The sequence below is a fragment of the Leptospira weilii genome, from assembly GCF_006874765.1.
GTDB lineage: Bacteria > Spirochaetota > Leptospiria > Leptospirales > Leptospiraceae > Leptospira > Leptospira weilii.
Map to the genome: position 1 here is coordinate 2,470,719 of NZ_CP040840.1, position 19,282 is coordinate 2,490,000.

Annotated in this window: 19 protein-coding genes (1 of these 19 running past the window's edge); 8 read left to right on the forward strand and 11 right to left on the reverse strand. The window is 39.5% G+C overall.

Going from position 1 to position 19,282, the window contains the following annotated elements:
* Positions 1 to 87 precede the first annotated feature (87 nt).
* The gene (locus FHG67_RS11840; protein WP_002556275.1) at positions 88 to 771 is read left to right on the forward strand and encodes an LIC11631 family protein; all 684 of its coding nucleotides are present in this window, start codon (positions 88 to 90) and stop codon (positions 769 to 771) included.
* Between the two features lie 148 nt (positions 772 to 919).
* Here FHG67_RS11840 and ptsP read toward each other — a convergent pair whose 3' ends face one another.
* The 3 genes from ptsP to FHG67_RS11855 all read right to left on the reverse strand — a co-directional run bounded on the left by ptsP (position 920) and on the right by FHG67_RS11855 (position 4,672).
* Complete coding sequence (gene ptsP, locus FHG67_RS11845; protein WP_036075269.1) at positions 920 to 2,662, reverse strand: phosphoenolpyruvate--protein phosphotransferase; 1,743 nt, start codon at positions 2,660 to 2,662, stop codon at positions 920 to 922.
* Positions 2,663 to 2,803: 141 nt separating this feature from the next.
* On the reverse strand, positions 2,804 to 3,709 hold the full coding sequence (gene lpxC / locus FHG67_RS11850; RefSeq protein ID WP_004496149.1) for a UDP-3-O-acyl-N-acetylglucosamine deacetylase: 906 nt from the start codon (positions 3,707 to 3,709) through the stop codon (positions 2,804 to 2,806).
* A gap of 294 nt (positions 3,710 to 4,003) precedes the next feature.
* Complete coding sequence (locus tag FHG67_RS11855; RefSeq protein ID WP_026054672.1) at positions 4,004 to 4,672, reverse strand: SDR family oxidoreductase; 669 nt, start codon at positions 4,670 to 4,672, stop codon at positions 4,004 to 4,006.
* 84 nt (positions 4,673 to 4,756) lie between these two features.
* Here FHG67_RS11855 and FHG67_RS11860 point away from each other — a divergent pair, with 84 nt between their 5' ends.
* The 3 genes from FHG67_RS11860 to FHG67_RS11870 are packed head-to-tail and all read left to right on the forward strand — an operon-like array spanning position 4,757 to position 6,809.
* The gene (locus FHG67_RS11860) at positions 4,757 to 5,422 is read left to right on the forward strand and encodes a TIGR00266 family protein (RefSeq protein ID WP_002633013.1); all 666 of its coding nucleotides are present in this window, start codon (positions 4,757 to 4,759) and stop codon (positions 5,420 to 5,422) included.
* Between the two features lie 15 nt (positions 5,423 to 5,437).
* On the forward strand, positions 5,438 to 6,112 hold the full coding sequence (locus FHG67_RS11865) for a TIGR00266 family protein (RefSeq protein WP_004503264.1): 675 nt from the start codon (positions 5,438 to 5,440) through the stop codon (positions 6,110 to 6,112).
* 13 nt (positions 6,113 to 6,125) lie between these two features.
* Positions 6,126 to 6,809: a TIGR00266 family protein gene (locus tag FHG67_RS11870; protein ID WP_002633007.1), complete on the forward strand. Its 684-nt coding sequence runs from the start codon at positions 6,126 to 6,128 to the stop codon at positions 6,807 to 6,809.
* A gap of 226 nt (positions 6,810 to 7,035) precedes the next feature.
* Here the strand turns inward: FHG67_RS11870 and FHG67_RS11875 are convergent, their stop codons facing one another.
* Both FHG67_RS11875 and FHG67_RS11885 read right to left on the reverse strand, forming a co-directional pair.
* Complete coding sequence (locus tag FHG67_RS11875; RefSeq protein ID WP_004496191.1) at positions 7,036 to 7,215, reverse strand: hypothetical protein; 180 nt, start codon at positions 7,213 to 7,215, stop codon at positions 7,036 to 7,038.
* Positions 7,216 to 8,430: 1,215 nt separating this feature from the next.
* Positions 8,431 to 9,750 carry a radical SAM protein gene (locus tag FHG67_RS11885; protein WP_036075246.1) on the reverse strand — a complete coding sequence of 440 codons (1,320 nt, stop codon included), beginning with the start codon at positions 9,748 to 9,750 and terminating at the stop codon, positions 8,431 to 8,433.
* A 736-nt stretch (positions 9,751 to 10,486) separates the two neighbouring features.
* On the opposite strand from FHG67_RS11885, the gene FHG67_RS11895 reads away from it, so the two are divergent.
* Complete coding sequence (locus tag FHG67_RS11895) at positions 10,487 to 11,653, forward strand: lipoprotein LipL45 (RefSeq protein ID WP_002633014.1); 1,167 nt, start codon at positions 10,487 to 10,489, stop codon at positions 11,651 to 11,653.
* A 567-nt stretch (positions 11,654 to 12,220) separates the two neighbouring features.
* Here FHG67_RS11895 and FHG67_RS11900 read toward each other — a convergent pair.
* Both FHG67_RS11900 and lipA read right to left on the reverse strand, forming a co-directional pair.
* Complete coding sequence (locus tag FHG67_RS11900) at positions 12,221 to 12,514, reverse strand: hypothetical protein (protein WP_002633004.1); 294 nt, start codon at positions 12,512 to 12,514, stop codon at positions 12,221 to 12,223.
* Entirely contained in the window at positions 12,502 to 13,407 is a 906-nt protein-coding gene (gene lipA / locus FHG67_RS11905) for a lipoyl synthase (RefSeq protein ID WP_026054243.1), read from the reverse strand. The genes FHG67_RS11900 and lipA overlap by 13 nt, the downstream gene beginning before the upstream one ends.
* Positions 13,408 to 13,522: 115 nt before the next feature.
* On the opposite strand from lipA, the gene FHG67_RS11910 reads away from it, so the two are divergent.
* The 3 genes from FHG67_RS11910 to FHG67_RS11920 are packed head-to-tail and all read left to right on the forward strand — an operon-like array spanning position 13,523 to position 16,720.
* A complete protein-coding gene (locus FHG67_RS11910; protein ID WP_004501306.1) occupies positions 13,523 to 14,257 on the forward strand; it encodes a pseudouridine synthase in 735 nt (244 codons plus the stop codon).
* A complete protein-coding gene (locus FHG67_RS11915; RefSeq protein ID WP_004498446.1) occupies positions 14,254 to 15,672 on the forward strand; it encodes an MBOAT family O-acyltransferase in 1,419 nt (472 codons plus the stop codon). The genes FHG67_RS11910 and FHG67_RS11915 overlap by 4 nt, the downstream gene beginning before the upstream one ends.
* A gap of 13 nt (positions 15,673 to 15,685) precedes the next feature.
* The gene (locus tag FHG67_RS11920) at positions 15,686 to 16,720 is read left to right on the forward strand and encodes a DUF1574 domain-containing protein (RefSeq protein WP_004498492.1); all 1,035 of its coding nucleotides are present in this window, start codon (positions 15,686 to 15,688) and stop codon (positions 16,718 to 16,720) included.
* A gap of 428 nt (positions 16,721 to 17,148) precedes the next feature.
* Here the strand turns inward: FHG67_RS11920 and fsa are convergent, their stop codons facing one another.
* The 4 genes from fsa to purH all read right to left on the reverse strand — a co-directional run.
* On the reverse strand, positions 17,149 to 17,793 hold the full coding sequence (gene fsa, locus FHG67_RS11925; RefSeq protein ID WP_002633037.1) for a fructose-6-phosphate aldolase: 645 nt from the start codon (positions 17,791 to 17,793) through the stop codon (positions 17,149 to 17,151).
* Positions 17,794 to 17,878: 85 nt separating this feature from the next.
* Positions 17,879 to 18,595, reverse strand: a complete 717-nt coding sequence (locus tag FHG67_RS11930) for a hypothetical protein (protein WP_004498415.1) — start codon at positions 18,593 to 18,595, stop codon at positions 17,879 to 17,881.
* Positions 18,596 to 18,625: 30 nt separating this feature from the next.
* Positions 18,626 to 19,252, reverse strand: a complete 627-nt coding sequence (locus tag FHG67_RS11935; protein ID WP_004498460.1) for a hypothetical protein — start codon at positions 19,250 to 19,252, stop codon at positions 18,626 to 18,628.
* A 1-nt stretch (position 19,253) separates the two neighbouring features.
* Positions 19,254 to 19,282, reverse strand: partial view of a bifunctional phosphoribosylaminoimidazolecarboxamide formyltransferase/IMP cyclohydrolase gene (purH, locus tag FHG67_RS11940; protein WP_004496103.1) — the 3' end only. 1,507 nt of this gene lie beyond the right edge of the window; the window shows 29 of its 1,536 coding nt (coding positions 1,508-1,536); its start codon lies off the right edge, out of view — the gene reads right to left on this strand; the stop codon is at positions 19,254 to 19,256.

A 19,282-nucleotide genomic window follows, 5' to 3' on the forward strand; every position in this document is an offset into this window, starting at 1 on the left:
ATTTTTTGTTGGATTTCGAAAGCCGACCTTAAAGGTCGGCTTTTTTTATTTCTTCGGAGAATTTTACGTCGTACCGATAGAATTTGTATGACTGGCACTCCGAAACAAATCCAGAAATTCTCCGTATTTTCTCCTTCGGGACAAGGAGATATATATGCCCTTGACAACCTCTATCTTTCGCCGCTTAGAAAAAACGAGGTTTGGGATTTTTCCAAAGTGGGGGAATTTTCTCCGCTGAATCTCGGCTTTTTATGTATGAGATCGATTCTTGCCGATCGTTGTGAAGGTATGCTCACTGTACAAGGACTTAGTCCTGGATTTGTCTTGGGGCTTTCCAAAATCAACGGATTTGAAAACTGGAATCTTTTCAAGACCAAAGGATTTATCCCGAAAGTGTTCGGAAAAAAATTTCCGATAAAGATGAGTTCCAAAATTCATGAGATTTTAAACCCGGTCCTTGCCACGTATGAAAAGGAATTATTCGAAGAATGGAGCCCGAAAGCGGTTGTTATTGAAGGAAGTTTTGAAAACCGGGAAATTTTGATCGCGGGAGTCGCTCTTCCGGGAGACGACAAAAATCTTCCAAAACTTCTAAAGAACCTTATTCAAATACTTTCCGGAAATTGTGGAAAATTTTATTTGAGAACGGAAAAACATTCTTATCTTTGTCTGAAGAAAGAAAAAGAAAATATAGGACCTGTTTTCTTTCAAGAGAAAGAAAACATATGGGATTCTTTCGTATTTTTGATTTTAGAAATCGAAAATTCTTAACGTAACGCGAGTTCGGCGGTTGAAAATGAGAAAGAATTTTCTAAAAGTAGGAGTTCCTACTTTTAGAATTTGTTCTAGTTCCCATATTTTAAGAATCAATTTACAAAGTTCAAATTCTTATAGAAAAATAAATTGCGCCGAACTTACGTTAGCTTAGGTGCTTACTGAAAAGGAAGGCTTCGATACTCTCGTAGTTTTCTTGCTCGGAAAGTTCTAAGATCTTTCTTACTAAAATTCCTGCCTGGTGTAAGGAAATCGATCGGACAATTTTTCGAATCGGATTTAAAAATGGGATCGAAACCGATAGCTCTCTAATTCCAATTCCGATTAAAAAGATCGTAAAATCTGTATCCGATGCGAGCTCTCCGCAAAGACTGAGCGGTTTGTCATAATCTCTTGAAACTTCCACGATTTTGATCAAAGCTCTCAAAAAAGCGATATGATACGGATTGTACAAAGAAGAAACGTGGATGTTGTTTCTGTCCACCGCCATTATGTATTGAAGTAGATCATTCGTTCCCACTGAAAAAAAATCCGCTTCTCGTGCGATCAGATCTAAAGCGGCAACCGCGGCGGGAGTTTCAATCATCGCACCGATCTTGATTTTTTTATTGTATTTTTCCTTTTTACTGCTTAGTTTGCGTTTGCATTCCTCCAAAAGTTTGCGAGTACGGACGATTTCCACGGGACCGGTAATCATCGGCAATAAAATACTAATATTTCCAAAAGCGGAGGCTCGTAAAATCGCCGTTAGTTGTTCGGCGAACCATTCTGGGTGAGAAAGAGAATACCGTATACCTCGGTTTCCTAAAAATGGATTTTCTTCGAGTTCTCCCGTTGAAAATTTATCGGCCCCAATGTCAAAGGTGCGAATGATGACCGGTTTGTCCTGCATACCTTCTGCGATTGCCTTATAAGCGAGGAACTGTTCTTCGCCAGAAACATTTCTGTCTTGGTATTTTAAAAATAAAGATTCACTTCTAAAAAGTCCCACGCCTTCGGCTCCGAATTTGATTGCCTGCTCGCAATCGAGCTCGGTTTCAAGGTTGCACTTGATTCGAATACGGACCCCATCTTTGCTTACGGCTTTAATTTTTTTAGTTCCGCTTTCTTCCGTGGGATAAGAAGAAGAAAATCCGTAATACTTCACTTCTTCCAAAGTCGGAAAACGAACTACATTTCCCAATTCCGCATCTAAAAAGATGAATTCGTTGTCTTTAACATGTGTGGAAAAATCCTTTAATCCTACAATAGTAGGAATCCCATAATTTCTCGCTAGGATTGCCATATGTCCCGTTTTTCCACCTAAATCGGTCGCAATTCCGCGGATGCGGGTCTTATCCATAAGGATCATTTGAGAAGGAGTCAGTTCCCTTGCGACCAAGATCAGATCCTCTTTCAAACCGGAAAGAAAGGAATCCTCTTCCTTTTTACCCGCAAGGAATTCGATCAATCGATTTGAGACATCTTGAAAATGATCCACTCTTTCCCGGAAGAATTCATTCTCCATAACTTTGAATTTTTCAGAAATTTCGTGAGTTACATTTTGCACGGCAAGAATCGCGTTCTCTCCGAATTCTGAGATTCTTTTTCGAACCGAGTTCGCAAGACTCGGGTCGGAGCAAATCATAGCCTGTGTTTCTAAAATCTCTTGGATTTCTTTCTGATCCGGTCCGGAAGTTTCAAGAGAGGCAATCAAAATCCGCAAACTTTGAAGGCTTTCTTCCAGCGCGATAGAAAATTTTTGTATTTCTTCTTCTTTTTCGGATTCGTGAACGTAAGTTCCGGTGAGAATTGTATTTCGTTTTTTTCCGGTTTTTAAGACCTTACCGTATAGTTTTCCCGGAAAGGCCGTAATTCCTGGAAAAACTATACGTTTGGAGGGGATCATTCTAAAACGAATTCCAAGTTTCAACTCGACTACAGAATTCCCTAAAAGAAGAATCTGACAATTCTTTTCTAGATAAGAAATATAACAGGTAAAATTCCGGTTTTTATATCGACATCGACCGGAACGCAAATATCGGAAAATTTAGACAACCGCCGCCTTTCTTTTGAAAAGAGGAATTCTCCGACTTTTGTATTTGCTGATTTCGTCTCCGGTAACACTGCTCATCACGAGTTTGGCCATGGAAATATCCAACGCATGTCCCGCTTTAGACGCAAGATAATGTCCAATAATCGGTCGACCCGCGATAGATATGTCTCCAAAAAGATCCAAAATTTTATGACGAACACACTCGTTTTCAAAACGCAACTGTTGGTTCAGATATCCGTCTTGGGTTAAAACGATTGCATTGTCCAAAGAACCGCCCATCGCAAGGCCTCTCGCTTGGAGGGCTTCTACATCTTTTAAGAAACCAAAGGTTCTTGCTGGAAGGATCTCTTGTTTGATCTTTTCTCTATCTAGGGAAATCGTAATGTTTTGTCCTTTCAGAAGAGGGTGATTGAAGTCGATTGTGTAGGTTACTTTGAGTTCATCGCTGGGAAGTAAAACCAGATATTTATCTCCGTCCACAACCCAAAGAGGGCTTTGAACGTAAATCGGCTCTATAACTTCCGGATATTTTACAATTCCTGCCGATTCAAGTGCTTGTAAGAAAGGAAGCGAGGAGCCGTCCATAATCGGAACTTCCACGGCATCGATTTCCAAAATCAAATCCGTTAGACCGAGCGCGTAAATTGCCGCCAACAAATGCTCCACAGTTTGAATCCGATGAAGACCATCTCCCAAGGTAGTCGCATTACTGGTATCAACCACATTGCTGAGTTCGACGGAAATCGATGCCTTTTCTAAACCTTTCCGATATTCAAAAGCGATTCCTGTACCAGATGGGGCAGGATGAGCCGTTAAATTCACTTCCTTTCCGGAATGAAGCCCAATCCCTTTGATTCTAACTCTATCTTGTATGGATTTTCTATATAGGATTTCTTTCATAGTTTTGAGTATTCGATTTTTATTGACCCTCAACCAAAAAGACGGTCGTTATGGGCTCGAAGTTCGCTTTCAGATTTATTAAGAGACAAAATCCAAATTCTTTCCTGATTTGAAACCTCATCTCCCCCTGTAATCAAGCAAACTTTATGCCAAAAGATCTATTAAAATCAGTTTTTTCTGACTCTCAAACCAGGATTTAAAGCTAAATCCGACATAATTTGGAACCAATTTCATTCCTATTGTCTCTTTTCTGCAACTGTGTACCCCAAGGACCACGGTTATGTTTCATTGCTTTTACCAGGGAAGCTCTTCTCCGTTTTGATGAAAAAACTTTCCTGAATTGTTTAAATTCAAAGATTCGATTCGTTCTATAAGGCCTCGTGCACTTTCGATGGTAGGAATTCCTTGACCTCCGGTCATTTGAGTTGCGACCATTCCCGGATGGAAAATTCCGACGGAGATTCCCTTGGGACTTAAATCCCGAGCCAAACTCACAGCAATCGCGTTTAAAGCGGCTTTGGAAGCTCTGTAACCGTAGTACGCTCCAGAATTGTTGTCACCGACCGATCCCATTCTACTCGTTAAAAAGACGAGCTTTGCATTCGTATTCAAAGACGACAAAAACGCCTTCACCATTTTGAGAGGGCCCAAAGCGTTGACTAAGAATTGAGTGAAAACATTTTCTTCTTCCAGGCTTTGCAAATTGTCAGGGATCAGAATTCCAGCATTGTTAATGAGAATATCGATTTTCGTACCGAGCAGTTTGGTTGATACGTCTCGGATCGAATTCGAATCCAATACATCCACACCTTCTAAGATACGAGTCGGTTTTATGAGAACCAAATCTGAAGAAGACTTTCTGCATAAGGCAAAAACTTGATCTCCCTTAGTGAGAAATTGTTTGGTAAGTTCCAAACCGATTCCTCGGTTAGATCCCGTAATCAAAATGTTTCTTTGAACCATATCTTCCAAACTAAAAATACAGATCTGTTCTGAAAGCACTTTTCCGATTGACGTTCTTAATCAACTTTTTACATTACTGCTTCTATGAATTACGAGATCATTCACAAACCTTCGTATTCTTTTCTGAAAGTAAAACTGTCGCCGGGGCAAACGATCAAAGCAGAAGCGGGCGCCATGGTTTATATGACTCCCGGTGTCGATGTGGAAACAAAAATGGGAAGCGGGTTTCTTTCTGCAATTTCCAGAAGATTTTTCGGAGGAGAGTCTTTCTTTTTCAACATATTTAAGGCTCCTTCCGGGGGCGCAGAGCTCGGATTTGCTCCCGAGCTTCCGGGTGACGTAGTAGGAGTCGATCTTACGGATACGGGACTTATCGTAGAAGCGGGCGCTTATCTCGCATCTGATGAAACCATCACGATGAAGTCCAAGTTTGGAGGACTACGTTCTTTCTTCGGTGGGGAAGGGATTTTTCTTTTGGAAGTATTGGGAAACGGAAAATTATTTTTAAACGCATATGGTGGAATTCTTCCGATTGATGTTCAAGGATCTTATACAATCGATACGGGACACGTGGTTGCATTCGATAAAAGTCTTCAATATAAAATTACAAAAGCGGGCGGAAGTTGGAAATCTACTCTTTTTGGAGGAGAAGGGCTGGTTATGGAGTTTACGGGTCATGGAAAGGTTTTAATTCAAACGAGAGTGCCTTCGGGCTTTTTGTCCTGGCTGACTGGTCTTCTCCCTGGATAATAAAAAAGGAATATTATGAATATTGAAATTCTCAGCAAACCGTCATATAGCTTCGCGAAGATTCTACTGAACGCAGGAGAATCTATCAAGGCGGAATCCGGTTCCATGATGTCCATGAGTTCCGGAATCACGATCCAAACTCATAAAGCGCAGCAAGGGGGATTTTTGAAAAGTTTAAAGGCTGCGTTTCTCGGCGGGGAATCTTTCTGGATGAACACATTTACCGCTTCTTCCGGAAACGGAGAGATACTTCTTGCTCCTACCCTTCCGGGAGACGTAGACAAGATCGAATTATCCGGGACAGTTTATGTTCAATCGAGTTCTTTTCTTGCTTCCTCACCAAACATTGAAATGGATACGAAGTTTCAAGGGCTCAAAGGATTTATTAGCGGCGAGTCCTTGTTCTTCCTCAAACTTTCCGGAAGTGGTCCCCTTCTGATTTCAAGTTACGGAGGAATCGACGTATTAAACGTGGACGGTGAAATGATTGTTGATACGGGTCATATCGTAGCTTTTGACGAGGGCTTGCATTACGAGATGACTAAGTTCGGCGGTTGGAAATCTTTTTTTCTCGGTGGGGAAGGATTTGTAGCTCGCTTTAAAGGAAAAGGAAAAGTTTGGATTCAATCCAGAAACGTTCCTTCTTTGGGTAGTTGGTTCAGAGACCAATTACCTCCGATCAAAAGATAAGGAAAAATGAACCGTGAAACACGAAATATTATTAAAACCTGATTTTCCAATCATTCAAGTTCAATTAGAAAATGGAGAGTCTATCCGAGCCGAATCCGGTGCGATGGTGGCGATGAGCCCCGCCATAAAGATGGTTACAAAAGCGGAGGGTGGAATTTGGGCTTCTGCAAAACGTGCTCTCTTGAGCGGAGAATCTTTTTTCCAAAATACGTTCAAAGCGGAAAGTGGAAAGGGAATGATTTTTCTAACGAGCGCTACTCAAGGCGATATAGAATACCGTAAGATGAACGGAGAGGATTTGATTCTTAGCCGAGGAGCTTATGTTGCCGGTTCCGAATCCCTTTTGATCGACAGTAAATGGGGAGGATTCAAAGGTTTTTTTTCTGGCGAAGGTTTGTTCTTCTTAAAGGTAAGTGGAATTGGGGATCTTTTCTTTTCGAGTTTTGGTGCGATTCATACGATTGACGTCAATGGTCAATATATCGTGGATACGGGTCATATTGTCGGTTTTGAAGGATCATTAAATTACACGATTCAAAAGATAGGCGGGCTTAAATCCCTTTTCCTCAGCGGTGAAGGTTTGGTGGCGGTATTTTCCGGAACAGGAAAGTTATACATCCAATCCAGAAATCAAAACTCGTTTGCGGCGTGGGCCAATCAGTGGAGAAGGGTGGAAAAATCCTCTTCTTCAAGTTGATCTTAACACGAGTTCGACCTTAGGATTTGCGTATAAACAACTGCTAACGTGATTTTCTTATAAGATCAAGAAACGATTTGAAAATCGACTTTGGATTTAAGAACTCCATTGATCCGTATTTCCAAAGTATATTTTTCTGGAATGTGTATTTGGGTTGTCATTTGTTTAAAAGATTGTTTCTTTTTGTAAGAAGCCGATTCTTTCGGAAGAAAAAATCTTGGCAAAGCTACCGGTAAAACTCTCCGATCCTTCGAATTCTTTGTCTGAGTTCGAGCTTTTCCCAATCTTTTTGTTTGAATTTTTGAATCCATTCTTTCTGAGAAATGGTGGGAAGTTTTTTCGAGAAAGAAATCGCAATTTTTTCTAATACATTTTTTGAATATAGATCTTTGAATAATTCTGACATACGGAATTTCAAAATTTTTCCCTTTGGATTAACGAGATTTCTCTTTTCCACAAATTCAATCGTTTCGTTTTAGGAAATTGTCTTATTAGAGAAATTTCCTCGAGTGATTTTGGTTAAATTCGATAAATCATGTTTATAGATAAGGTGTCTAATCTTTGAGGAGCGGTTTTATGAAAACGAACGCAAAATTCTTTTTCTATTTGGGAGCAGGGTGTCTTTTATCTCTGAGCTGTTGTTATTCCGGACCATATAGATACTACGACGACTGTCGCACTATAAACACAGCATATTCTCAACATTGTGATCGATATAACAAGAATTACGGTTATCAAAATCAATCACGGTATTATCCATATCATTATCGAAACAATCCTTCCTACTACAAAAACGGAGGATATAAACACAATCCTTTCCATATTTCTCCGGGTAGATTTCACAATTTTGGAAGACCTTCTAAATGGAGATTTTAAAGAAACGTTCTTGCATGATCGAAAAAAAACATTCAAATTTATGAATATTAGATAAGAGTTCGCCGCATTTTGTCTAAACAAAATTTCTTTTTTCATAGTTCGCTTCATTCTTTCCAAAAACTGTATTCGATATGGATGTTCAATTCCCATTTTACTACTCGAACGCACGAATAGAATACTATGAAAAACTTATTTCGAAAATTAGAATCTTCCTTTAAAAAGTCGGGATTTTCCGATTTGACTTAATTTTTGAGAACCGCTGTACTTTTGCAAAATCGCCCGCTTATTTTCGAGTATCATTTTCACGCGTCCGAGTAGTAAAATCAATTCAATACATCAAGAAGATCGCTTCGAAACGGTTACTCTTCTGATTCCGAAAAAAACTAGTTTTAGAGAGAGTATAGGAATTCTCACATTTCCGATACTCCGAACTCGTTTTAGACACGGACAGGAAACGGTTTAGTTTAACATGAGCAGGGTCGTAAGAAAATGAGAAAAAACTTTCTAAAAGTAAGAGTCCCTATTTTTAGAATTTGTTTGTAAAATCGCGGTTTGTTCTAGTTCCCGCATTTTGAGAATAGATTTACAAAGTTCAAATTCCAACTTCGTACAGTAAAATGAATCACGCCAAACTCTCGTTAGTTACTAAACTTTGAGATTATCCCTTTTAATCGACCGATATCAAAAAAATGTTAAAGAAGGAACGGCAAAATGTATAGAGATAAAAATGAAAACAAATACCGTTTTAGCTTCTTTGTTGGTAACCAATCACGTCCATAAAAGCGGAAACGGAAAAAACGGCTTTACCCGGACCCGGTTTACCGTAACCGGGAGGAATCGGTAGATTATATTTTTCGAATGTAGCTTTCCATACGGTCAAGAGCTCACAGAAATATTCCAGAGGAGGACCCGCTTGTGTCCCGAGGGTTGTATAAGGTTCAGGGCACCAGGCAGTAAATCGCGGCATGATTCCTTTGGACATAAAAAAATCCAGACCTTCTGCCGTGGAAGTGATCGCTTCCTTAACGGAAGCAAATCCGTAAGGTTTGGAAAGTTCCACTCCGCCCACAAAATTTGGAATTACATAAGAAGGTCCGAAAATTTCCGCGGAATCTACAACTCTTCGAATCCAGTTGTCTCTTCCGATGTAGGCTTCTTTACCCGGACAGATTTTTTGAAACAAATTCTTATCCCAAACTTCATAATTCGGATGATAAACCTGAATACCCGCATTCTTAAATTTCCGACAATCTTCGATTTCCCAAGCCTGAGAGACGATCTTACCCATCCATCTTCCCGGAAATTTAGATTCGATCGCCCACGCGTAATCCAAATAAAAATCGATTTCATTTTTTTTCTTTAAGGATGTGATTACACTTCCGCCGGTAATCGTATAAACCTTTGCGGTTCGATCTTCCGCATCGATCCAGGATAAAACTTCCAAGATGTCTTCAATGTCTTTTATGCCAGTGTAGGGACGTCCCGCATTTTTCTGTTGACGATAGTTATGATTGATATCACAATATGCGCATTCCTCTTCTTTTCCAAAATACTGACAGTTTCTAAAAACGGTAAGATAGATCAAATACCCCCATTCGATTACGGGTGCGATCTCACCGGGAAGTTTTCCGTTTTTTGTTTTGTGACGATACCAGTCGGGAAGAGGTGGAAACTCAACATCTCCTAAAAATGTTTCGCCAAGATAGAGGGAAGGATTTCCATCCAGAGACTTTTTAACTTTATAGGGAGAATTCGGGTTGTTCCGTGTGGAAACAACGGTAGGCAGAAGACTAAAATGACCACCAGAAACTTTGATTTCCTCAGGAGCTTTGACGTCTGCGCCTTCTCCTAATTCTGAAAGTGGAATATGATCAAAGGAGAATATGAAATAATCTTTGGTTTTGTATTTTCCTGTTACGTCAAAAGCTTCTTTAAGAAAATGGATTCCTTGTCTGAGGATATCTTGTTTGACGATAGCTTCCATGGGAATGGACTTATATTTCCTTTCCATTTCTTCCAGAAGCTGAATGGTAGAATTTTGGCGGATTGAATCTGTGGCTTCCATCTCGATAAAGACAATGTCTCCAAAGGAACTGAAATGACACGCAGTTTTTTTCGGAAAACGAATCCGATTTTAAGAAGAAATTAAAAAAAGAAATCATTTCTTTAAAAATATGAAAAACCAAGCCTTTACAGTTTTGGGACAAATTCAAATGATCGGTTCGAAAAAATACTGAGAGTCTGTCACAAAACCTGAAAAGAAATCAGTTATAATCGTTCGTAAATTCGTGACAAACGTAGGAACTCTTACAAAAAACCGTCCGGTAGACTTTCGAACAAACTTGACTGTTAGAATACTCTCGTAAGAGTTCCTACGTTTTGAGATTTTGAAACAGATTCTTGTCCTATCCTGATTGTTTATTCAATTCGGAATTGTTTTTTGAGCACAAATTTCCTCTTGAATGAGAATCACATGAATTTCACTTCAGATTTTCCACAATTCGTTCCTTAAATTTGACTCAACGAAATGATTCCGACTATATTCACATTTTCGTAAGGTTCTCTATCATCTCCGAAACCAATACAAATCTACCGTTCGTAGAGAAAAAACCGCTAAATTAGTAGATCTGTATGTATATGGATACAGATCGAGTGGTTTATTTTGTCGATTAAATGTTTTAGTTTAGCAAAAAAAAATTGAAAGATTTGAAAAAAAAGATTCTATTGTCTGTTGAGAAATAATAGATAGAGGCTGTCTACCACCGCAGTCTTGTTATCAATCCAATCTTAAGGAAAATGGTATGAAGAAGCTCTTAATCGTTTCCTCAATCGTATTGGCCATCGGAGTTTTGGTGTCCAATGCTTGTAAGAAACCTGAAAGTTCCAAGGCAGCCGCTACTGGTAAAGAAAACAGTCCATCGGCTGTTGTTGTGTTCAGCGTAGGAGAAGCTAAAATTCTTCACACTGATCTAACGGAAGAGAGGGCCACATTGGGCGCTAGTCTAAAGGCCGGAGATAAAGTCAGTACGAAAGATAAATCCAAAGTCGATATTCAATTTGCAGACGGGTCCGCGGTTCGGATTTCCGAAAATTCTGTAATTGACTTTGATGCTCTTACAATAAATTCGAAGGGTAATTCTGACACAAGGCTCGCACTTGTTTCCGGGAAAGTCTTTGCGAAAGTCAACAAAGCTTCCAAAGAAGATCAATTTTCAATAGTCACTCCAACCGCAATCGCTGGTGTGCGAGGAACTTCCTTTATCGTAGACAGATCTACATCTGACAAAGCGGTCGTAAAAGTTTTAGACGGCGCAGTTGCAGTGGCTCCTCGAGTTGCTCTTTTGGAAGGTTTGAGCGAAGAGGAAATCGCGAAGAATGAAAATCTGAAAAAGATCCAACAAAGCGTTGCGTCTTCGGAAGTTATTCTGGAGAAAAATCAAGCTTCCGTTTTGAAGGCTGACGATAAGTCTCTGGATGTAAAAGATTCTTCTAAAATCAGTGAAAAGAATATCGCTGGTGTTGTGAAAAAATTGGATAGTTCCGGAATCTCTAAAAAAGAAGAAGAGGAGATTCGAACAATTGTAACCGTAGATAAAGAAACTACGGAAAAAATGGTTCATATTAATGAGGAATCGTCCGGAAAAATTGACGAGCAGAAAGCCGCTTCTCTAGAAGCTGAGAGAAAAAAACTGGAAAGTGAAATAGCAACTCGTCAGGAAGAAGAAGTTAAGAAATTCAAACAAATCCTAGTTTCCGCTCCAAAAGAACTGAAATCCAGTAAGGATATCGTAAACTACTACGAAAGAATCGAAAAGATCATCATGACTGACGGATCTTCTATGATCGGTGCAATTGTGGATCAACAAGGATCTACGATGATTGTTCATACTGAGCAAGGGATTAAAAAGATCAATCAAGCGGACGTTCAGGAAGTGATTTACGACTTCCAAACGAAAGCTAAATTTTGATAACAGACTGAACCTGAAATCAGGTGGAAAAAACCCAGGGGAAAAAAAACTCTCCTGGGTTTTTTATTTTATTACATAGTAATAGGCAAGATTGATCCGAAAAAGTAAACGGTCATAATCGTATCAAAAGTTGATTTCAAAGCTTGTCCCGAAGCCCGTCGAGCGACAATAGAAGCAAGACGCCTTGTTGAGTCTCACAAAAATGTAGAAACTTTTTAGATATAAGCAATATTATTTTAGGGTCAGTTGGTTAGGACTTTATACCTTGCCTCGTAGGGGTTGACCCACATTGCGACCCATACGGGAGCAACGTGCTGAGTTTCATTCTATTGACTCATGTTTTTCCTATTTTTAACGTGAATTCGATGTAAGAACATGAGAAAGAATTTTCTAAAAGTAGAAATTCCTACAATTTCAGAATTTGTTCGTAAAATCGTGGTTTGTGGGAGTTCCTACATTTTAAGAATAGATTTACAAAGTTCAGATTCCACTCTTTTCAGAAATGAATTATGGATTTGTTATGCCGAACTCACCTTATGTAAGGCGAGTAGAATCGTAAAAATCTTTTCAAAAATCGAATCTTTGGTTCCAGAGCGAATAAATCGATTCCAAAATTTCTTCCATATCGATGAGCATGATCCGTCCTTTCCAGTGGAGAATCATCTTATTCTTACCAAATCGATTGATTTCTGCCCAGTGTGCGTCTAAGTTCGGGATCAAGTTGATCGTTTTTTCCAAAAGGTTTTTAACCTCGAATCTACTAACGGGACTTTCTCGATTGGAAAGAAATTGAATAATAGAGTGATAGATAAGTTTCTTAATCTCTTCAGGAGAAGAATCGAAGTTTTCTAGGGATTCCATGAGACTTGCTCGTCTGCGTGATAGGAACTTCTGACGAGAGGGCCCGAAAAAACTCCTTTGAATCCGATAGAATTACCGTAGATTCTCAATTCTCGAAACACATCCGGGAGAACGTAATTTTTAACGGGAAGATGAGTTGGTGTGGGTTGAAGGTATTGTCCGAGTGTCAGCAAGGAAACTCCAACCCCGATTAAATCTCTCATACATTCTTTCACTTCTTCCACGGTTTCGCCCATCCCTAAAATCAATCCACTCTTTGTAAGAAATCCTTTTTCGGAGGCGATCTTTAGAACGTCTAGAGAACGTTCATACTTTTTTTGAGGGGCGACTTCGGGAAACAAACGTTTTACGGTTTCCACGTTGTGATTGAAAATATCCGGTTTACACTGAAAAATAATTTCCAAAGATTTCCGTCGAACCTTAAGATCCGGAACTAACAGCTCGATCTTACAATCCGGAAGTCCTTCCCGTATCGCTTCCACCGTTTCCGCAAAATGAGCTGCACCACCGTCTTCCAAATCGTCTCGATTCACAGAGGTAATTACTACATGTTTTAAGCCAAGAGCGATTGCAGATTCGGCCACTCGTTTGGGTTCGCCCCGATCCAAAGCGGAAGGTCTACCGGAAGCGACATCACAATAAGAGCAACGTCTCGTACAAATATCTCCTCCCAACATATAAGTCGCCGTCTTTCTGGACCAGCAGTGGTTTAGATTCGGACAAGAAGCACTTTCGCAGACTGTGTTGAGTTTTTTTCTCTCCAGAGAATCCCGAACTATGGCAACTGGATTGTTTTTTGGGTCGGGAAAAGTAAGCTTTACTTTGAGCCAATCCGGTTTTTCAGGAGCTTCTTGGAGAAAATGAGTGCGAGGTTTCTTTTTAAGCGGATTTATCATATGTTTCGAATCAGTACAAAGTTTCTGCTTCTATCCTCGTATGAGAGAGAGTTTGGGTCAACGAAAGTTTTGGATAGAAGATTTTTTGAGTCTTTTCGAAATGGAAGAATCTATGCAGTCCGAGAATGATTCAAACGCCCGAGACGAGATTCGATTGAATCGATTTCTCGCGGATTGCGGTTTAGGTTCTCGTAGAAAAACGGAAGAACTGATTCTCAAAGGCCAAATTACAGTCAACGGCAAACGAGTGACTGATTTGGGAACTAAGATCAAACCTGAGACCGACGTGGTTTCTTATTTAGGAAATATCGTAGAACCGACAGACAAATCTAAAAAAATCCTGATTTTAAACAAACCGGTCGGATATCTTTGTTCTCACGGAGATCGTTTTCACGAGAAGACGATTTTTTCTCTTCTTCCTTCGGCTTATAAAAACTTTAAAATTGCCGGACGACTCGATCTCAATTCAAGAGGACTCCTCATTTTGACGAACGATGGTGAATTAGCTCAAAAAATTTCACACCCATCCAACGGTTCCGAAAAGGAATATCTCGTGACTTTAAACCGTGATCCGGGAGAAAAATGGATTCGGGCCACTTTTCAAAAAGGGATTTTGGATGCAGGGGAAATTCTGCGTGCAAAAATGGTTAAACTCGTTCCGGGTAAAAATTGTATGTATCGCATTACTCTTGGGGAAGGAAAAAAAAGACAACTCAGAAGGATGTTTCACGCATCTGGGGCGAATGTGATTGATCTGCAAAGAATCCGCATCGGTTCTATACAACTGGAAAAACTGGACTTGGAAGAAGGTAAATTTCTTCTAACTGAGACGGGAATTTGGAAATGAACTTTATCAGCATTGAGTTTCTTTTATTTTTTTTGGTGTTCTATCTGATCTACTGGAACGTTCCGGGAAAGAGCAGAAAGTATCTCTTGATCTTAGGGTCCGCGTTTTTTTATTCCGTATTCGGCCTTAATTTTTTATTTCATCTCATTCTGGTCGTTTTTGCCAACTGGTTCTTATATCGATATCTGTACGAAAAGACTTGGTATGTGAAGGCTGTCGTCATTCTCAATATTCTTAATTTGGGTTTATTCAAATATTTTTATTTACTCATGGAGTTTATTGGTTTTGTATTTTCAATTCCAGTTCTTCAAGAAAAAACATCGCTTGACGCGAAATTTTCGGCTCTCTTCCATTTAGGGGGATTTGAAGTCGTACTTCCCGCTACGATCAGTTATTATACGTTCCAATTGATCTCTTTTGCGGTGGATTCAAAACGAGAAGGTTTTAATAAGAACGTCAGTCCTACGGAATTTTTCTCTTTTATCTTTTTCTTTCCTGTGATGATTGCGGGACCGATCTTACGATTCGATCAGGTTCGGAATCAATTTGAAAATCCAACAATGACCCCTTCCAAATTGATCGACGGTCTCTGGCTTTTTCTCCGAGGTCTCGTTAAAAAGGGATTATTATCTGCGGCCGTTCTCCCATTGATCGCGCCCGTGTTCCTATCGCCAAGAGATTATTCCGGAATCGCGCTTTTACTGACTTGTTTTCTATTTGCGGCCAATCTTTATTTCGATTTTTCGGGACTTACGGATATGGCGAGAGGGATCGGAAAGTTAATGGGATTCGATCTGCCAGAGAATTTTAAGGCTCCGTTTTTCTTCCAAAGCTTCGGGGATCTTTGGCGTCGATGGCACTTAACGTTTTCCTTTTGGATTCGAGACTATATTTATATTCCATTAGGCGGATCGAAAAAGGGAGAATTTAGAACAGCCATTAATCTTATCGTAACTTTTATGTTAGGCGGACTTTGGCACGGAGCAAGTTTGAACTTTCTCATTTGGGGCCTGCTTACAGGAATTTATTTGTCTTTGGAAAGATTATTCGAAGTGCGGAATTGGAGGATTTTTCCTGAAATTCCTTATGTAAAGGCGATTATGCGTTATGCTTTCGTGCTTGTTGTATATTCGATTTCCTGGACTTTCTTTTTTACGCCGAATTTTAATTCCGCGACTTCTTCCATTGCAAGAATTTTGACGTTTCAAAACGGGCAACCTTTGGTAGGACTCGAAACGGGAATGTATATGCTTCTTTTCGTATTTTTATTTCATATACAAGAAGAATGGCCTGAGAAATATTCGGTTCCCGAAATCTGGAAAGCTAGATTTTTGCCAATCTTAGGCCTAATTATTCTTTTTATCATGATTGGAATGAATGCAGGAAACGCTGACTTTTTCTACTCAAGGTTTTAACGGGTCTTTATCCATGAAGAAAATTTATATCTATTATCCGATTCTATTTCTCGTATTCATATTTTGTTTGGATAAAATATTTACTCTCGAATACTTTCAAAAGAATTTTATTCAAGCCGGCAATACGGTCTATTATACCCAAAGAAAATCCCTATTTGAAAAATTGATTCATGATAAGAACTTAAAAGAACGTTCTTTGGCGCTTGCTTTTGGGGATTCCAGAGCTTATCCGTATTCTGCGATGGGAATCGACAAAAAACTGCAAAAGGATTGGTTATTATATAATTTCTCCGGCCCTCAAGCGGTTCCGGCTTACGGTTTCTATTGGTTTGAAAAAATCATCAACCAAGGATTAAAACCTAAATTTGTATTTTATGTCGTAAGTCCGGAAGGCTTCGATGATACCAAAGGAATTTTTTACGATCCGTTTTTAAAATACGGAGCGGACGACGAATTTCTACTCAAGTATGCGGATCAGATTTCGTTCGAAGATCGCAAAAAACTGCTTTTAGATCGCCTTTTTGCCGTTAGACGAGTTAATCCAGATCTAAAATTATTCTTCAAAAGACTTCAGGAAAAAAAATTAACCGAATACAATCCGGCATTAAACACGGAATATATGGTTCTCAACTTGAACCATGGAGAACAATTCGCCTATACCACCTTTTTAAACGATCCGGATCGGTTGGAAAAGGATGCAGTACGAATCCGAAATTTGTATCTTTCTACGTTCACTCTTGGATCGACTCAGTTCTTTTTTGTAGAACGGTTTTTGAAGTTAGCGAAAGAAAACGATGTAAAAGTTTATCTCATTTGGCCGAAAGTTTACGAAACATATCGAAAACGTTATTACGAATTGGAAATAGAAAAAACTTGGTGGCCAAAAATTCAAGATCTCGCAAAGCGATATTCTGCGGTTTCGGTTGATTTGAATACTCAGACTTCCTGTGAACTGTTCTACGACGCTTCTCATCAATCGATTATGTGTTTTTTGGAATCGATGAAATTGATGATCGACGATTATTACGGTTTCAAAAAGATTCAGTAAGAAAACTTAGAAAAAGAGCATCGAAAAAGATTTTCGTTGTTGTTGGAATTCGTTCAAAGCCTGAAGGGAAATCATGATTGCCGAGTCGTTCTTAACAAAACGCAGTTCCTACAAAAACAGGCACCGAAAATTAATAATCGATTTTATCAAATGTGGAAATCATTCAAAAAACGGTGAGTTTGAAAGAGCGTCCTGCTGAGTTGAGTTCCCACTACACTTCAATCGCTTTCGCATAATATTATTTTCATACATCCGAGTAGCAAATGTAATCCAATGCCGCGAACCTGTTTTTAAAGTTAGAATGTGGATCTCCTTCAAAAAATCTCAAACCCAAATTAAAAACAGTTTCGCTCCTATAATAAATTGAAAACTAAAGACGAAATGACTCGCACAATTTAGAAAATTCTAAAATCGTGTGTCTTGTTTAATTACCATTTTAACTTTTTGGAATCTTCCAAAAACTTTTCGAGCCCGATATCGGTCAATGGATGTTTGAAAAGTTGTAAAAACGCGGAATGAGGCATAGTCGCACAGTCGGCTCCTCTCAAAGCGGATTCTTTTAGATGCATAGGCCCGCGAATGGAAGCCGCTAGAATTCTCGTATCATAGCCGTAATTGTCGTAAATTTCTCTGATTTCGGAGATCAGTTCCATTCCGTCCCAGCTTGTATCGTCAACTCTTCCGATAAACGGGGAAATATAAGTTGCTCCCGCTTTCGCAGCGAGAAGAGCTTGAGAAGAGGAAAAACAAAGGGTTACATTTGTAGGAATATTTCTTTTGGTGAGTTCTACAACGGTTTTAAGACCTTCCGGAATCAAAGGCACTTTGATAACTACGTTTTCGGCAATCTCTACAAGCTCTAGGGCTTCTTTCATCATTCCATCGAACTTTGTAGAAAGAACTTCCGCGCTCACAGGACCTGAAACTATGGAACAAATTTCTTTGATGACTTCTCTAAAATTTCTTCCCGACTTAGCGATGATAGAAGGGTTAGTGGTCACTCCGTCGACAAGACCGTAAGATGCGATCTCTTTAATTTCATCTATGTTTGCAGTATCCAGATATAATTCCACCTACGTGCTCCATAAAAAAGGATGCTTAGAGCATGTAGGGAGAGCTAGGTGCAGGTCAATAGAATTTTGAGGGAATTTTTTTCTTTTATGGAATCAAATCGCGAAGAGTTTTGATTTCTTCCGCGCTGAAAAATTCTTTGTATTCCTTTTCGATCTGAAATCGGATCGCAGAACTGAAGTAGTCCACTCTTCTTGTGAAAGGCATTTTTTTATAGGCCTCTTTCCACTGAACCACGTATCCCCCCTTGGGAGGAGATTGTTTCTCATCCGTTTTTTCCCAAAGAATCGCGCCCCCAATTTTGTTTTCGGCTAAGGATTCTTTCTTAGGTTTTCCGTATTTCTGTTCTAGTTTTTGCTGCACGTCTTTTCCGGGAAGATATCGAAATAAAACTCCCACAGAAAATAAAATTCCAGGTGCGGAATGATTTTCCTCTTCCATTTCCGATTTATCACTTGGGGTTTGATTTTTAGGTCTGGAATCAGTCACAATTTTAGGAGTGGAATAAAAACGATACGAATAGAAAATACCGTTTCTGCGAATAAGAAGGGTTTTTTCCTTATCTTCGAAAACGATTTCTACCTTTTCTTCGTTTTGAGGATTTGTGGAAAGAGATAAGAATTTTTCACGCATATTCGCGTAACTTTCACCCCAGGAAGATTCCGCAAATCCTTCCAATAGATTCATCGCCTGCCCAGACGTGTTGGTGGGTTGTCTTCGGTCCGGTAATGTTTCGTCCGGGAGTTGTGCGAAAAGCGTTGCAGGAACCAGGATCAAAGAAAAAAAAAGGACAGAAATTCTCATGCTCTTCCTATCGGCAGTTTTAGAAGAAACCTATTCAAAATCTTCCTCAGTAAAACGGTTTTTCGAACTTGAAAACTGAATTCCTCCAAATTTTACCTTTCCATTCCAGCGAAGAACGAGTAAAACTGCGATGATCGATATGTTTGGCAACACGAACAAAAACGGAATCTCATGAAAAAGTCCATATACGGCGAGATTGGAAGAAATGACTGAGATCGCCGATCCACTGAGAACGGGAATTTCCTGTTCGAAGAAACGAACCAAAAAATGATTTGGGCTCGTAGAGGGAAGGTCCTTGAGAATCAATTCCACAAGAACACCGTAGGTCGTCAAAAAAGTTATCGGTAACAAAAACGAAAGAAAGAAATAGTTTCCAAATGCGTCGGAATAATGAGGCGCACCGATGATTCCACCGAGCAACGTCCAGAGATAAGAAACAAAGGCGGAAACAAAGAATGCGATTGCTCCGTACTGAGGACTTCCGTTGAATTCCAACAATTTGATAAGTTCGTCCGGAACAATCCGAATCCAATCCACAAGCTCAAATCTTTCGAAGGATTCTCTTCCGGAAAGAAAGAGAAGTTTAAAGTAATAATTCGCAAGTGCGAGTAAGACCGAAACGATTCCGAAAAAGATTAGATAAAGTAAAAATTCCATATCAGTGCCTGAAATGCCTCATCCCCGTAA